Source organism: Megasphaera vaginalis (ex Bordigoni et al. 2020) (assembly GCF_900240295.1).
Classification (GTDB): domain Bacteria; phylum Bacillota; class Negativicutes; order Veillonellales; family Megasphaeraceae; genus Megasphaera; species Megasphaera vaginalis.
On record NZ_OEQB01000002.1, the window covers coordinates 172,479 to 186,325 of the forward strand.

Consider the following 13,847-nt stretch of genomic DNA (forward strand, 5'->3'; position numbering starts at 1 on the left):
TCCCCTTTGCAGATCGATCTGCAAAGGGGGATTGGTATGGAGCGGATGAAGGGGATCGAACCCTCGTACCAAGCTTGGGAAGCTCGTATTCTACCACTGAATTACACCCGCATGCGAATTCTTATCTAGTATAGCAGATGAAGGCGGTAGTTGTAAAGTGTGGCAAGGCGTCAGCTTCGAAAAAATGGGGTTACAAGTGACGGTTTTGCCGCAAGGCGGCGTATTGCGCGAGCAGATCCGTTTTTGCCGGGCTTTGATAGGCGTAATCAGGTTGCGCTTCTTTTGCCTTTTCAACGGCGTTTTTTAAGTCATAGTAAACTTGCCATTTCGCTTCGACGAGATCGTGGCCCTGCTGCCGCAGGAGAAAGGCCGGGTGGTATGTCGGCATGACGGGGATGCCGTCATAGTCTAGCCATTTGCCGCGGTTGCGCATAATGCTGGCGGCGTGACCGCAAAAGTATTGGAAGGCGACTTTGCCCAGGCAGACGATAACGGCAGGCCTGACGATGGCGATTTCCTGTGTGAGGTGAAGGTTGGCGCAGAATTTTCCTTCGTCCAGCGTCGGCGTCCGGTTGTTGCGCGGGCGGCATTTGACGATATTCGTCACGTAGACTTTGTCGCGCGTGAGGCCGACGCTCCAGAGCGCTTTGTCCAGCAGCTGTCCCGACGGCCCGACGAGGGGAACGCCGTATTCATCTTCCACACTGCCGGGGCCTTCGCCGACGAACATGAGCGGCGCCGTATCGGGACCGGAATTTTGCGTCGGACCGCGGTTTCCTTCGCGGCGTAAGGGGCAGGAACTGCAGGTCAGAAGTCCTTGCAGCCATTCTTCGCGTGTTGCCGTCATGAGCGAACCCTCCCGTCTGTTAAGATAATATCATCCATCGTCAAATCGGCGAAGGTCGCGCCGCTGAGCGCCGTCAGCGCTGTCGGAGCGAGGAGAATCTGCCGGCCCCGCTGACCGGCGCTGATGCTGATCGTTTCCAGGGTCGCCGCCGTGCGGTCGAGGTACGTGGGAAAGTTTTTTTTCATGCCCAGCGGCGAACAGCCGCCGCGGATATAGCCCGTAAGGCCGAGCAGATCCTTTACGTGTATCAAGGCGACGCTTTTATTGCCGCTGCAGGACGCCGCTTTTTTCAAATCCAGTTCCTGGTGGCAGGGAATACAAAAAACGACAGGTCCCGTTTTGTTGCCTTGTGCCACGAGGGTTTTAAAGACGCGTTCCGGCGCTAAGCCGAGGGCTGCCGCGGCATGGATGCCGGAGAGGTCATTTTCGTCGAATGCATATGCCTTTGTCGTGTACGGTATTTTTTCTTTGTCCAGAAGGCGCATGACATTCGTCTTTTTTTGTTTTGTCATGGAAAAGAACTCCTTCGTTACGTATTTTTTTTCTGTTCGCTTTCGCCGCCGGGCCGATTGTCTCTGTTGGCCGTCGGTTTGGCCGTATTCGTCATGCCGCTTTTTTTCCCAAGAGGACGACGGCCGTCAGAATGCAGATGATGCCCAGCACGCCGCTGAGCGTCAGGTCTTCATGGAATACGGCAAATCCCGTGAGCGTCGAGGTCAGCGGTTCTACCGAGGCCAGCACCGAAGCCCGTCCGGCTTCCATTCTTCGCAGCCCGAAGGTGTAGAGAGAATAAGGGAGCGCCGTTGAGAGGAGACCTAGCAGCAAGAGGAAGAAAATGACCGCCGTGTTTTCCATGGCGAGCCGGCCGATTTGGGTAATCCCGCTGAACGGAAGCAGCGCCAGTGAAGCGACGATGAAGGTCCAGCTGGTGACGGTCAGGGGCCGGTATTTTTCCAAAGCATAGTGGCCGAAGACGGAGTACAACGCGTAGCCGAGGCCGGCGCCGAGACCGGCCAGGATACCGGCTGTAGAAACGGAGCCTGCGCCCAGGCCGCTGACCAGAACGCAGCCGGAAAAGGATAGGAGCAGGCAGAGGGCTTTGAGACTCGTGAAACGTTCTTTGAAGAGAACGACTGAGAAGATCATGACGATGCTGGGCGCCGTATACAGGAGAATGGCGGCTACGGAAAGCGTTGTCAGCTGAATAGCCGTAAAATAGCAGACGTTGAAAAAGACGAGACTGCCGATACCGGTGCCGAGAAACATCCAACAATCTTTTTTTCTGATGCGCAGCGAGCGGGGATCGCGTATGACGGCGACGGCAACCAGGATGAGGGCCGTGACCAGCGACCTTCCCAGGGCCAGCTGCAACGGTGACAAGCCGAAGCCCGCAATGGTACGGGAAAAGAGGCCGATAATACCCCAGCAGATACCGGCTGCAATAATACTTAGTGTTGCCATAGTGCGTTCACCTGATTTATCGTGATGTACATTTCCTTTATTAAGCATAGCAGAAATATGGCTGCAGTACTACGGTTTTATAGAGTAAATTTCAGAAAATAACGTATGAAACAGTCGTCGGTCCGGTAGCAGGATGGCGCAGAAGGGGAGGCGTTTCGTTGCATCTGCTGCAGGACTCCTCTATAATACAGGTAGACTATAAAGGGGGCATGAGCATGAAGATTTCGTCGCTGCAAATGCACTTGGCTTTCGGTGAAACGCAGGCCAATTACGACAAGGCGTCCCGATTTTTGGAAAAAGCCGCCGCAGCCGGCAGTGATATTGCCGTTTTGCCGGAGCTTTGGAATACGGCTTTTTATCCCGATGACGTCCGGGAAATCGCCGATCATGACGGCGCGGAGACGAAGGCGTTTCTTTCCCGCGCCGCCAAACGGTACGGCATGAATATCGTCGGCGGTTCCGTAGCCAACCGCCGCGGGGAGAAGCTTTACAACACGACTTTTATCGTTGACCGTGAAGGCAAACTTGTCGGCGAGTACGATAAGGTGCATCTTTTTTCACCGGGTAGAGAAGATGTCGTTTTTACGGCCGGCGAGGCGTTGAACGTCTTTTCTCTTGACGGCGTGACGATGGCGTCTGTCATTTGTTACGATCTCCGTTTTTGCGAATGGGTGCGGCTGACGGCACTTGCCGGGGCGAAGGTGCTCTTCGTGCCTGCGGCCTGGCCGTTGAGCCGAGCCGATCATTGGCAGCTCCTCAATCGGGCGCGGGCCGTGGAAAACCAGTTTTTTGTCGCTTCCTGCAACGGCTGCGGTCAGTCGGGGCCGATGCTGGCTGGCGGCCACTCGCAGCTCATCGATCCCTGGGGCGCCGTCCTGTCGCAAGGCGGCGCGGAAGAGGCCGTACTGACGGCGGCATTCGATTTGACCGTTGTTGATGACGTGCGTCGAAAAATCGACGTCTTTGCCGACAGGAGACCGACGCTGTACGCCGGCACTACGTAACGGAAGGCCGGAATCATGTTGGATGGCGCAGTGCAGGGACTGCAGGGAATTTTTGAAATACTGTTTATCATGGCCGTCGGCTTCGGTATGGCCAGAAAGGGCTGGGTGATGGCGGCGACGAGCGCTCTTTGGACGAAGATCGTCATGAAGGTGGCGCTGCCGTTGTATATGCTCTGCCAAATGGAGAAGGATTTTACGCAGGCGTCGCTGTTGCAACTGGCGCCGGATCTGGCTCTGCCGTTGGCGTCTATGCTTTTGGCTTACGGTCTCGGCCGCTTGGCGGCAAAAGGGCTGAAGATACGAAGAAAACGGCAAGGCATCTTCATTACGTGTTTTTTCATTGCCAATACGATTTTTATCGGACTGCCCGTTAATCTGGCGCTTTTCGGCAGCGGCAGCGTACCGTCCGTCATGCTGTATTACATGGTCAATACGACGCTGTTCTGGACTGTCGGCATGTACCACATCGTCGGTGACGGTCTCGGTGCAGGCGGCAAAATGCCCCTTTTTTCGGTAATGACGCTGAAGAAGATTCTGTCGCCGCCGCTGCTTGCTTTTCTGGCAGGACTGGTGCTGGTGCTTGCCGATCTGCATTTGCCGGAATTTCTGCTCACGTCGTTTCTTTATGTCGGCAATTTGGCGACGCCAATGTCGCTTATGGTTATCGGCATGGAAATGTCGTTTCTTTCGTTGGCCGAAGTTCACTGGGGGAAGGATATTATCGGCGCCTTAGCCGGCAGGTTCCTTGTTTGCCCGCTTTGTGTGCTGGTCCTGCTGCCGTGGATCGGTGTCAGTCCCATGTCGGCCAAGGTCTTCGTCATGCAGGCGGCGATGCCGGCAATGACGCAGATGACCGTTGTGGCCAAGGTTGTCGGCGCCGATGTGGCGTATTCGACGGAGGTCAGCTTTATTTCCATTATGTTGGGAATGGTTGTCATTCCGCTTTATATGATGATCGTATAAAAGATCCGTTTGCTGAAGGGGGCTTTATGAATGGATGGGGAAAAACGATGGCAAGAGGCGTTGCAGGAATATTGCGGCAAGGCCTTTGCCTTGAATTATCAGATTGCCGGCGATCCCGAGCTGTCGGGAGCGGAATATCATGCCTGCGCCGCTTTCGTTCGGGAATGCCGTGCTTTGGGCATGGCGACGGAGGAACGGTTTACGCAGCAGCCGACTGCCTTTCGTGCCGCCGCCTGGCGTGCCGAGCGGCCGCTTTTCAGGGCCGCCGTACTGGCTGAGTACGATGCCCTTCCCGATATCGGCCACGGCTGCGGTCATGCGGCTAACGGTGCGATCAGCTTTTTGGCTGCGGCAGCGCTGCGGCGCTTGGGGCAAGCGGAGGGGCTGCCCTTTGATGTCGATCTTATCGGCACGCCTGACGAGGAACTGCACGGCGGCAAAGTTATCATGTGCCGCGCCGATGTATTTAAGGCTTACGATGTGGCTGTCATGGTGCATGTGTCGGCAAATGAGACGAATCCTAACTGCCGTTTTTTGGCGTTGAATGATTTTCTTATTCGCTTTCACGGTCAGACGGCGCATGCCGCGGCGGTGCCGTGGCAAGGGCGCAACGCCTTGAACGGGGCCATGTTGGCTTTGCATGCCATGGATATGCTGCGGCAGCACGTGCGGCCCGAAACGCGGTTGGCGTCGTGTATCCGCAACGGCGGTTCGGCTTCAAACGTCGTGCCTGACCTTGCCGAGATAGAATGTTGTATCCGCCATAGTGAACGGCCTTATTTAAATCAACTGATCAAACGGGTCATGAACTGCGTCAGAGGGGCGGCTTTGGCGACGGAGACGACCTATGACGTCGAAGAAGTCGGCTGCGCTTTTGACGACCTTCTTTGGAACGAACCGCTGACGGAAATATCGCGCAGCGTCCTACGGGATCTGGACATACCGTTTACGGAACCGGTCTGCGGCGGCAGTTCCGATATCGGCAATGTCAGCTATCAGTGTCCGGCAGTTCATCTTCACCTGGCTATGGGGGATACGTACTATCCGGGCCATACGCGGGAGATCGCCGAAATGGTGCAGCGCAAAGACGTAGAACCCGTTATCGTCAGCGGCGCCGATATTATCGGGCGAATTTTGTTTAAGCTGGCGGCCGACGGCGCTGTCCGTGAGAAGGTCAAACAGGGTTTTCTGGAAGGAACGAGATAAAGAAGGAGAAAGCATTTCACAGCAAAGAAAGTGCGCGTAATGAGTTGGAAAGAAGTTTATGCCGAAAAGATCGTAACGCCTGCCGAAGCCGTCCGAAAAGTACATTCCGGCGACAGCGTGATTCTGACTCACGCCTGCGGCGAGTCGCAATGACTGACCGCCGCCTTGACGGCCGCAGCCGTGACGACGTCACACAACGACGTCGATTATGTGGTCACGGAATACGGCATTGCGCAGTTAAAAGGGAAAAGCCTGCAACAGCGGCGGGAAGCGTTGCTTGCCATTGCTCATCAGGACTTTCGAAAAGAGCTTGCCGGAGCCTGACGTTGATGGAAAGATACAAGAGAGAAGAAATTTTTTTTCTTCTCTCTTTTTTTGTTGTAATTACAATTGACGAAAGAAGACTGTAATGGTACTATTTAATCGGAAAGAATAGATGAAATAAATTATCAATATAAACGAAGAATCTGCTGAAAGGAGAGATCGTTATGAAGTCGATTGTTTTGTATTCCTCATTCACGGGACGGACGAAAGCTGTTGCCGAAGCTGTAGCCAGCGGTTTGCCGCAAGGGACGCCTTGCGTTTCCGTCGAGCATATTCCTGATGATATTGACTCCTATGACTGCGTGTTTTTCGGCTGCTGGGTACATGACGGCGTAGCTGACGAAGGTTCTCAGCAAGTACTGGGAAAGCTTCACAACAAGCACATCGCCGTATTTGCCACCATGGCGGAAGATCCGTTTTCCGATGAAGCGTCCAAGAGCCTGCATAATGCCATTGAGATTCTGCCGCCGGGCAGCCGTGTAGACGGAACCTATATTACTATAGTGCAATCAAAAGAACATTTTATGGATATGATTACGGAGACGCCTCATGATATGGACTTGAGCGGGGCCCGGCTGTTCGCGGAAAACACGTTCAGCCGTATTCTGGCCGCTTGATTGCGGCAGCGGCGGAACCGTTTTGTGATCGCAGGCCTTACGGGGCCGGGGGACGTTGCCGTCATTGCGCTTGGGGCTGCGAAAACGGGGACGCTCTTTTGCGCGGAGAAGTGGCACGGCGTAAAAAAAAATGATAAAATTAAGGTGCATACTGCTGCAGGCGGGTCTTGCAGCAGTTTTTTTACGAATCGGGAGATGTCGCGGTACAGCTGAGCTTGATCCGGAGGGGACTATGTCGTACAGGTATGTTCGCTTTTTCACTATTATACTGGCTGCTGCTTTTGTTTGCGCCGTAGCCTGGGTTTCCTGGGGAAAGACTACTGGCCGGTCAGGAATCATGCAGCGGCTGACGGACAGTACGGGCGCCGTCGTGCTGCTGCCCGCCCATCCGCAGCGCGTCGTCATTTTGAACGCGTCCAATCTGGATCTGTATTACGGCGCCGGCGGAACTGTTGTCGGCAGGCCGCTGACCTCTTCTTTGATGCCGGAGCTGGCGGAAAAGGTAGAGGATATTCCTGCTGTCGGTTCCGTTTATCAGCCGAGTGTGGAAGAGATCGCCGCTATGCAACCCGATCTGGTTATCGGTGACGATGTTCCCTTCCACCGCAGCTTGCGTAACAGTTTGGCGGAAGAAGGAATACCGCTCTATATTAACCGCCTGCATACGTATGATGACGTCTTGCAGACGCTGCGTTTTTTCGGCCGCCTGACGGGACAGGAAGATACGGCGGCGGCCTTGGAAAAGACGATCGCCAAAGAGTATGCCGTCGTTCACGATAAAGCGATCGGTAAAAAAGCGCCGCGGACCTTGATCCTTTTCGGCACGCGCGAGGCCTTACAGATGGCTACGGGAAGATCCTTCAGCGGCGCCTTGCTTAACGAAATCGGCGGTGGTAACATTGCCGATTTCGTTAAGCAAGGCGCCGCTGGTTCCCTTGGACGAAGCCTATATTGCCGCAGCCGATCCGGAGGTCATCCTCTTCATCAACATGGTGCATGATCCGGCCGTAGTGGATTCGTTCCGCAAGGATATGACGGCAGGAAATATCTGGCAGCGTCTCAGCGCCGTCCGCAACGGCCGAGTTCGTTTTCTGCCCGGCGATCTCTTTGCCGTCAATCCCGGATCGCGCATAGCCAAAGCGATGGCCGTCCTCTATTGTCGGGTGTACAGTACGAAATAGGGCGGTGCAGGCGGCGAGTCGCGATCCTTTCCATGTAATCGACAGTCGGTACAATTATCAGCGGTGTTCTGCATTTGTGATACGAGGCATGACGGCCTGTTGCTATCGAAGATGAAAATAAGGGGCTGTAACCGGATGAGTTTATCCGGTTACAGCCCCTTATTTTCATTGTTCGGGAAAACAATAGCGGCGAGCCGTTGATGGCGAAAATATTGGTGTTATATTAATTTTATTTGACAACAATAGAGAAAAAAAGTACAATCTCATTTGAATGATAATAGATGTCATTATCTAAGAAGGAGGCGATTTTTTGGGAAAGCCAATACGTATGTTGAGGATTACAGTGGCTTGCTGCCTTGTGGTGTTGATCGGCTGGCTGGGACTGTACGGAAGTAGCGGCGGTAATAGGGCGGTGCGGCAGGTTACGGACAGTACGGGAACGGTCGTAAACATTCCGGTACATCCGCAACGCGTCGTTTTTCTGAATGTGTCCAACATGGACATGTATTATGCGGCAGGAGGTACGGCTGTCGGTAAGCCGTCGTCGGAGTCCGTCTCGCCGACGTTGCAGGAAAAGACGAAGGACGTTACGGAAGTCGGTATCATTCATAATCCAAACGTTGAAACGATTTTGTCATTAAATCCCGATCTGGTTATCGGGGTCAATGTCCCATTCCATAACAATTTGCGGGCTACGTTGGAAAAAGCGGGGATTCCGTTGTATATCAATGCGCTTGATTCTTATGATGATGTATTGGAAACGCTGCGCTTTTACGGCGAGCTGACGGGACAGGAGAAAAAGGCGGCAGCGGAAGCCGCGCGTATTGAAGAGGTACACCGGCAGATTTTTTCCCGTACAGAAGGGAAAGAAGGTCCGCGAACGTTAATTATCTTCGGCGCACCGGGCAGCTTCAGTATGGCGACGAGCAAGTCTTTCAGCGGTGATTTGCTGACACAACTTGGCGGCGTCAATATTGCTGACGGAGCGGCGGAAATGGAAAGTGGTTTTGTGCCTTTGAGTATGGAATATATTGCAAAGCGCGATCCGGAAGTTATCCTGTTTATCAGTATGGTAAAACGTCCGGCAATCATTGAAAATTTCCAAGAGGAAATGGCCGGAAGTTCACTTTGGCAAGGAGTCAGTGCCGTGCAGCAAGGAAGAATTTATTATTTGCCGGGAGAGCTGTTTGCCGTGAATCCCGGGACGCGCATTGCCGAAGCCTTTGACGTATTGTATAACGATTTGTATGGAAACGGTGCGGCGCAATGATGCTGCGTAACGAAACAACGGATAAACGGCTGGCCTTACGGTATGCCGTCTTGGCAGCCGGACCGATGATACTGGTTGTTCTCCTTTTTATCGGTATTGCCGCCGGCGCCGTTTCGATGACAATGACGGAAATATGGCAGGTTTTGACCGGCGGCGGGCAAGGTGAAAATTATCGCATTATTTATTATCTCCGTCTGCCGCGCGTTTTTTGTGCGGCGCTGACGGGGACAAATCTGGCGCTGGCAGGATGCATACTACAGGGAATATTGCGTAATCCGCTGGCTGATCCCGGCATTATCGGCGTTACGGCCGGCGCCGGATTGGCGGCGATGGCGCTGATGCTGGTCGTACCTGAAATGACGTATCTGGTTCCTTTCGCCGCCTTCCTGGGGGCGCTGGCGGCCGCTGCCGCCGTTTTTCTCCTGGCTTGGGAACGCGGCATCAACCCGTTACGGCTCATTTTGGCCGGTGTCGCTATTGCCGCCTTTTTCGGCGGCGGCACGGCGGCGCTGTCAGTGTTTTTTTCCGATAAAATTCAAGGCACCGTCAATTGGATGGCCGGCGGTTTTGCCGGTGCGAGTTGGCAGCATGTTTTCATGATCCTGCCATATAGCGCTTTCGGCATTGTCGTGGCGTTGTGGAGCTACCGTAAGCTCAACGCCTTGCAACTGGGTGATGATGTGGCCGCTTCTCTGGGCTTACACGTGGAACGGACACGTTTTTTTCTCGTCGCCATCGCCGCGCTGCTGGCGGCATCTGCAGTCAGCGTAGCCGGCCTGCTGGGATTTGTCGGGCTGGTCGTTCCACATATTATGCGTCTGCTCGTGGGATCCGACTTTGAATTTCTTTTGCCGGCTTCAGCTGTTTTCGGTGCCGTTCTGGTTATCGGTGCGGATATCGTTGCCCGGACGGCTTTCAGTCCCGTCGAGGTGCCTGTGGGAATTTTCCTTTCCTTTTTGGGAGCTCCTTTTTTCCTTTATCTGTTGAAGCGGAGAATGAGAACATGAGTGATACTTTGGAAATGTGCGATGTTGCGCTGGGGTACGGCGATCGTGCCGTTGCGGAACATATTAATTTGTCGTTTATGGAGCCGGCGATCGTATCTATTATTGGGCCGAACGGCTCCGGCAAGTCAACTTTGCTCAAGGCTTTGGGACGCTTGCTGAAACCTCGTTGCGGCACCGTTTATTTAAACGGCGACGATATTCGTTCATGGCCGTCGGCGGAAACGGCCAAACGGCTTTCCGTTTTGCCGCAGTCGGCGCAGGCTCCCGGCGATATGACGGTCCGTGATTTGGCTGCTTGCGGCAGGATACCGTACCAGTCGGCGTTTTCCCAATTGCAGGAGACAGATCGGGAGGCTATTGACAATGCGTTGGCGGCAACGGGGTTGCAAACGATGGCCGACCGTCCGCTTGCAGCGCTTTCCGGCGGCGAACGGCAACGGGCTTGGTTGGCAATGGCGCTGGCCCAGGAACCGCAGATTTTGCTGCTCGACGAACCGACGACATATTTGGATATTCATTATCAGTTGGACCTGATGGAACTGATCCGGCAGCTTCACCAGACTTTGCGGATTACGGTGATCATGGTAATGCACGATTTAAACTATGCCGCCCGGTACAGTCAGCGGCTGATTGCGGTGAAAGACGGCGCCGTCATGGCGGACGGTTCTGTGGAAGAGGTGTTTGTACAGCCTGTTTTAGAAGCGCTGTACCAGGTTAAAGCCACGGTATTGAAGGTAGGCGAGGGCGATGTGACGCAGCTTGTTTGTGTGCCGTATAAGACGGAGTGCGGCATGACCTAGAGAAGAGACGTGCTCATGGCATCTTCACCGAAGACAGGCATGCATCGGACCGTTGCGTCAGCATAAAGAATGTATGACTTGGTAAGAATAATGACAAAAGGAGATGATTTGGTGAGAAAAGAATATATACTGCGTGCCGTTATTATTTCCGCCTTATGTACAGGCGGGGTTTGCCACGGCGCCCTGGCGGAAGAGACGGCGGACAAGACGATGAAGAGCAGGGATATCATCGTTACGGCATCTAAAACGGCGGAGGAAATTCGGACGGAGCCGCAGGCCGTAGAAGTGATCACTGCCGATGATATGCGGCGAATGGGGGCTGACGATCTCCTGACGGCGTTGGCTTTGGCGAATAACTTGAATTTATCGAAGGCAACCATGACCGGAAATGCCGTACAGATTCGCGGTATGAGCACCAATCACGTGCTGATTCTCGTCGACGGCAAACGGTATGCCGCCGAAGATACAAATGTGACGACAAATGTATACAACTTGCAGCGGCTAAATGTTGATGATATTGAACGCGTTGAAATCGTTCGCGGCCCTTCCAGCTCGCTTTACGGGTCAGACGCCATGGGCGGCGTCATCAACGTGATCACGAAGGTGCCTGAAAAGGCCGGCGGTAATGTCGGTATGGTGACCGGTTCTTCGTTGACTGCCGGCGCTTTTAATTTCAATTTCGGCAAGCACGGACGTTGGACGACAAGCTTTGACGGCCGTATCGAACAAGAACGAAGGCATAATCGCTATACGCACAGTGAATCGTTGAATCCGATGACGCACCAGGTGTCTTCCGTGACGGACGGGAATACCGGCTCTTATGGCACACGCCGTATGTTCCATTTGGTTTCGCAGTATGATTTTGAAAACGCGAACAAGAATAAGCTGCGGTTTGATGTCGATCTTATGAATGAAGATGCGCGTTCCGATTTTGCGGATACGAAATCCCATATTTATGTTGGCGACGGGTATTTGATGCAAATGGGACCGTTTCCGAAAGCGCCGAAAGATTGGGTCTTGACGAATAAAAATAAACGGGAATGGTATCACAACGACCAATATGGCTTCAGCGTAGAATATACAGGAAAAACGAAACGAAATGCCTATACGTTCCGTTCCTATTATAACGAATTGAAAAAGGATTCCCATCTGTATAACGATCGTGTGCTGCCGAAGGAAAAAGTACGGGTCAACGTGCCGCCTATGTTGATTCCTAAAATAGGGTTTCCTTTTATTGATTATGACTATGGCGCCCAGTATGCGAAAGAAGATACGGATTACGCCAAATACAGCACGTGGGTCACGGAAGCGCAGGATACGCTGTACATCGGTGAGAACCATAACCTGACCTTTGGCGGTGAATACCGAACGCTGGAGTATAAGGGCACACGTCTTAGCGATTCGCCGACAGGCGTCAACAAACGGGCGGAAACACATGGTGTTAATTCTTACGCCGCTTTTATACAGGATCAATGGCAGATCAACGACAAGCTTTATTTGGTGCCGTCTCTGCGCTATGAGCATAACAGCCGCTTCGGCTCGGAAACGACACCCCGTTTAGGACTGACGTATGCGATCAATCCTTATTGGCGATTTAAAGCCAATTACGGTCGTGGCTACAAAGCGCCGTCTATCAGCGAAATGTATATGCGTATGCATCGATCGATGGGCCCCATGTCTGTCAATATTTATGGCAATCCTGATTTGAAACCGGAAAAATCCCGCAGCTACGACTTCGGCGTCGAAATGGAAAAGGGCGCCTGGTTCGGCAAGGTGACGTATTTTAACAATGATGTCAGCAACTTGATTACGACGGATAAGATTGCCGGGACCGATTCCGATTATCACTATATCAACGTAAACGAGGCCGGGATAAACGGTGTGGAAGCGGAAGTTGGCAAGCGTTTGAATAATCGCTGGACCGTTAAGCTGACGCACAATTATCTGGATGCAGTGAATCAGCGGTCGCATCAGCGGCTGAATAACCGGGCGAAGAATACGACGACGCTGCAGCTTATTTACGATGACCATAACGCGGATAAAGGATTCAGCGCGATTCTTTGGGATCAATTCTCCGACAAGTACCGGCTGAATGACCAGGATTACACGTATAATACACTGAATTTTTCGTTTGACAAGCACGTGACGAAGGATATTTCCGTTTATGGCGGCGTGGAGAATATTCTCAATAAAAAGGTGGATGACTTATACGTTGACGGCCGCTTCTGGCGTATTGGTGCGGAATGGCGCTGGTAAGGATGCAGGGTGCCGGGTGGAAAGCGGCGGTTATGGCGGCAGTGTTGTCGTTTTTTTTGACAACAGTTGCAGCTCATGACGTTACTTTTCCAACTGTTGCGCCCCCGTTTTTCTTGGAAGCCGCATCTGGCCGTTTGACGACGGCGGCAGCGCCGGCTGCGGCGGCGCGTGGTTCCCGCGTCATCTTCTTCAATGAATTCCATGACAGCGAGGACTGCCATGCGGCCGAATACGACATTTTGCAGGCCTTGTATGCGCAATACGGCGACAGACTGGTGCTTTCCATGGAAATGTTTGAACGGGATGTGCAGCCTGCTGTCGATGCTTTTTTGCATGGAGAGACGGATGAGGCCGAATTTTTGTCGGCAACGCGCCCTTGGCCGAATTATGATCGGGATTACAGCGCGATCGTTCGATTTGCCAAGGTGCATCGGCTGCCGCTGTTGGCAGCCAATATTCCGCGGCGTATAGCGGCCGTTTACGCGCGAACCGGCTCCTTGGCGGAGCTGGCGGAAAAAGAGCGCGCCTATTTGCCGCTTGTCCGGCGCAAGGGGTCGGCAGCGTATGCGGCAAAATTTACTGCCGTTATGAACCGGATAGGGCAAGTCGGCATGAAGGTGGAAGAAGATCGCATTCCCTTGCTGTATCAAGCGCAGTGCCTGAAGGATGATACGATGGCGGAAACCTTGTCGGCGTACGGGACGGCCCATCCGCAAGCCATCATTTATCATCTTCAAGGCGCTTTTCACGGCGAAGAAGGACTGGGCGTCATCGAGAAGCTGCACCAACTGCAGCCGGCCTGGCGTCTGACGGCGATCACGGCTGTTCGCAAGGGCGAAGGCGATAATGCAGACGTATTGCAGCGTTATCGTTCTTATGGAGACTATTTGTTTATCAATTGACGGAGGGGC

General features: G+C 53.4%; 15 protein-coding genes and 1 tRNA gene. 12 read left to right on the forward strand and 4 right to left on the reverse strand.

What is annotated here, in order from left to right; all coding sequences use genetic code 11:
- Nucleotides 1–37: 37 nt before the first annotated feature.
- The 4 genes from C0977_RS03450 to C0977_RS03465 all read right to left on the reverse strand — a co-directional run bounded on the left by C0977_RS03450 (nt 38) and on the right by C0977_RS03465 (nt 2,308).
- Nucleotides 38–111 (reverse strand) — tRNA-Gly (locus tag C0977_RS03450).
- Between the two features lie 79 nt (nt 112–190).
- Complete coding sequence (locus C0977_RS03455) at nt 191–847, reverse strand: uracil-DNA glycosylase (protein ID WP_101912450.1); 657 nt, start codon at nt 845–847, stop codon at nt 191–193.
- Nucleotides 844–1,359 carry a Cys-tRNA(Pro) deacylase gene (gene ybaK, locus C0977_RS03460; protein WP_101912451.1) on the reverse strand — a complete coding sequence of 172 codons (516 nt, stop codon included), beginning with the start codon at nt 1,357–1,359 and terminating at the stop codon, nt 844–846. Before ybaK ends, C0977_RS03455 begins: the two co-directional genes overlap by 4 nt.
- Nucleotides 1,360–1,450: 91 nt before the next feature.
- Nucleotides 1,451–2,308: an EamA family transporter gene (locus tag C0977_RS03465; protein ID WP_234987558.1), complete on the reverse strand. Its 858-nt coding sequence runs from the start codon at nt 2,306–2,308 to the stop codon at nt 1,451–1,453.
- A 215-nt stretch (nt 2,309–2,523) separates the two neighbouring features.
- Between C0977_RS03465 and C0977_RS03470 the strand changes: the two genes are divergently transcribed.
- The 12 genes from C0977_RS03470 (at nt 2,524) to C0977_RS03525 (ending at nt 13,838) form a co-directional block, all read left to right on the forward strand.
- On the forward strand, nt 2,524–3,312 hold the full coding sequence (locus C0977_RS03470) for a carbon-nitrogen family hydrolase (protein ID WP_101912453.1): 789 nt from the start codon (nt 2,524–2,526) through the stop codon (nt 3,310–3,312).
- Between the two features lie 15 nt (nt 3,313–3,327).
- Complete coding sequence (locus tag C0977_RS03475; protein WP_234987559.1) at nt 3,328–4,275, forward strand: AEC family transporter; 948 nt, start codon at nt 3,328–3,330, stop codon at nt 4,273–4,275.
- Between the two features lie 30 nt (nt 4,276–4,305).
- Nucleotides 4,306–5,481 (forward strand): M20/M25/M40 family metallo-hydrolase, encoded by a 1,176-nt coding sequence (locus C0977_RS03480; protein ID WP_101912454.1) that lies wholly within the window; start codon nt 4,306–4,308, stop codon nt 5,479–5,481.
- A gap of 180 nt (nt 5,482–5,661) precedes the next feature.
- Nucleotides 5,662–5,805 (forward strand): acetyl-CoA hydrolase/transferase C-terminal domain-containing protein, encoded by a 144-nt coding sequence (locus tag C0977_RS03485; RefSeq protein ID WP_234987560.1) that lies wholly within the window; start codon nt 5,662–5,664, stop codon nt 5,803–5,805.
- A 164-nt stretch (nt 5,806–5,969) separates the two neighbouring features.
- Nucleotides 5,970–6,422 (forward strand): flavodoxin family protein, encoded by a 453-nt coding sequence (locus C0977_RS03490; protein ID WP_023053514.1) that lies wholly within the window; start codon nt 5,970–5,972, stop codon nt 6,420–6,422.
- Between the two features lie 232 nt (nt 6,423–6,654).
- Nucleotides 6,655–7,422: an ABC transporter substrate-binding protein gene (locus C0977_RS03495; RefSeq protein ID WP_159459023.1), complete on the forward strand. Its 768-nt coding sequence runs from the start codon at nt 6,655–6,657 to the stop codon at nt 7,420–7,422.
- Nucleotides 7,358–7,603, forward strand: coding sequence for an ABC transporter substrate-binding protein (locus tag C0977_RS03500; RefSeq protein WP_145995067.1), 246 nt, complete (start codon nt 7,358–7,360; stop codon nt 7,601–7,603). Before C0977_RS03495 ends, C0977_RS03500 begins: the two co-directional genes overlap by 65 nt.
- 310 nt (nt 7,604–7,913) lie before the next feature.
- Entirely contained in the window at nt 7,914–8,873 is a 960-nt protein-coding gene (locus C0977_RS03505; RefSeq protein WP_101912458.1) for an ABC transporter substrate-binding protein, read from the forward strand.
- Complete coding sequence (locus tag C0977_RS03510) at nt 8,873–9,880, forward strand: FecCD family ABC transporter permease (RefSeq protein WP_101912555.1); 1,008 nt, start codon at nt 8,873–8,875, stop codon at nt 9,878–9,880. Before C0977_RS03505 ends, C0977_RS03510 begins: the two co-directional genes overlap by 1 nt.
- Nucleotides 9,877–10,680, forward strand: a complete 804-nt coding sequence (locus C0977_RS03515; RefSeq protein WP_023053516.1) for an ABC transporter ATP-binding protein — start codon at nt 9,877–9,879, stop codon at nt 10,678–10,680. Before C0977_RS03510 ends, C0977_RS03515 begins: the two co-directional genes overlap by 4 nt.
- Nucleotides 10,681–10,791: 111 nt before the next feature.
- Nucleotides 10,792–12,936, forward strand: coding sequence for a TonB-dependent receptor plug domain-containing protein (locus tag C0977_RS03520; protein ID WP_234987561.1), 2,145 nt, complete (start codon nt 10,792–10,794; stop codon nt 12,934–12,936).
- Nucleotides 12,924–13,838, forward strand: coding sequence for a ChaN family lipoprotein (locus C0977_RS03525; RefSeq protein ID WP_081696491.1), 915 nt, complete (start codon nt 12,924–12,926; stop codon nt 13,836–13,838). Before C0977_RS03520 ends, C0977_RS03525 begins: the two co-directional genes overlap by 13 nt.
- Nucleotides 13,839–13,847 lie beyond the last annotated feature (9 nt).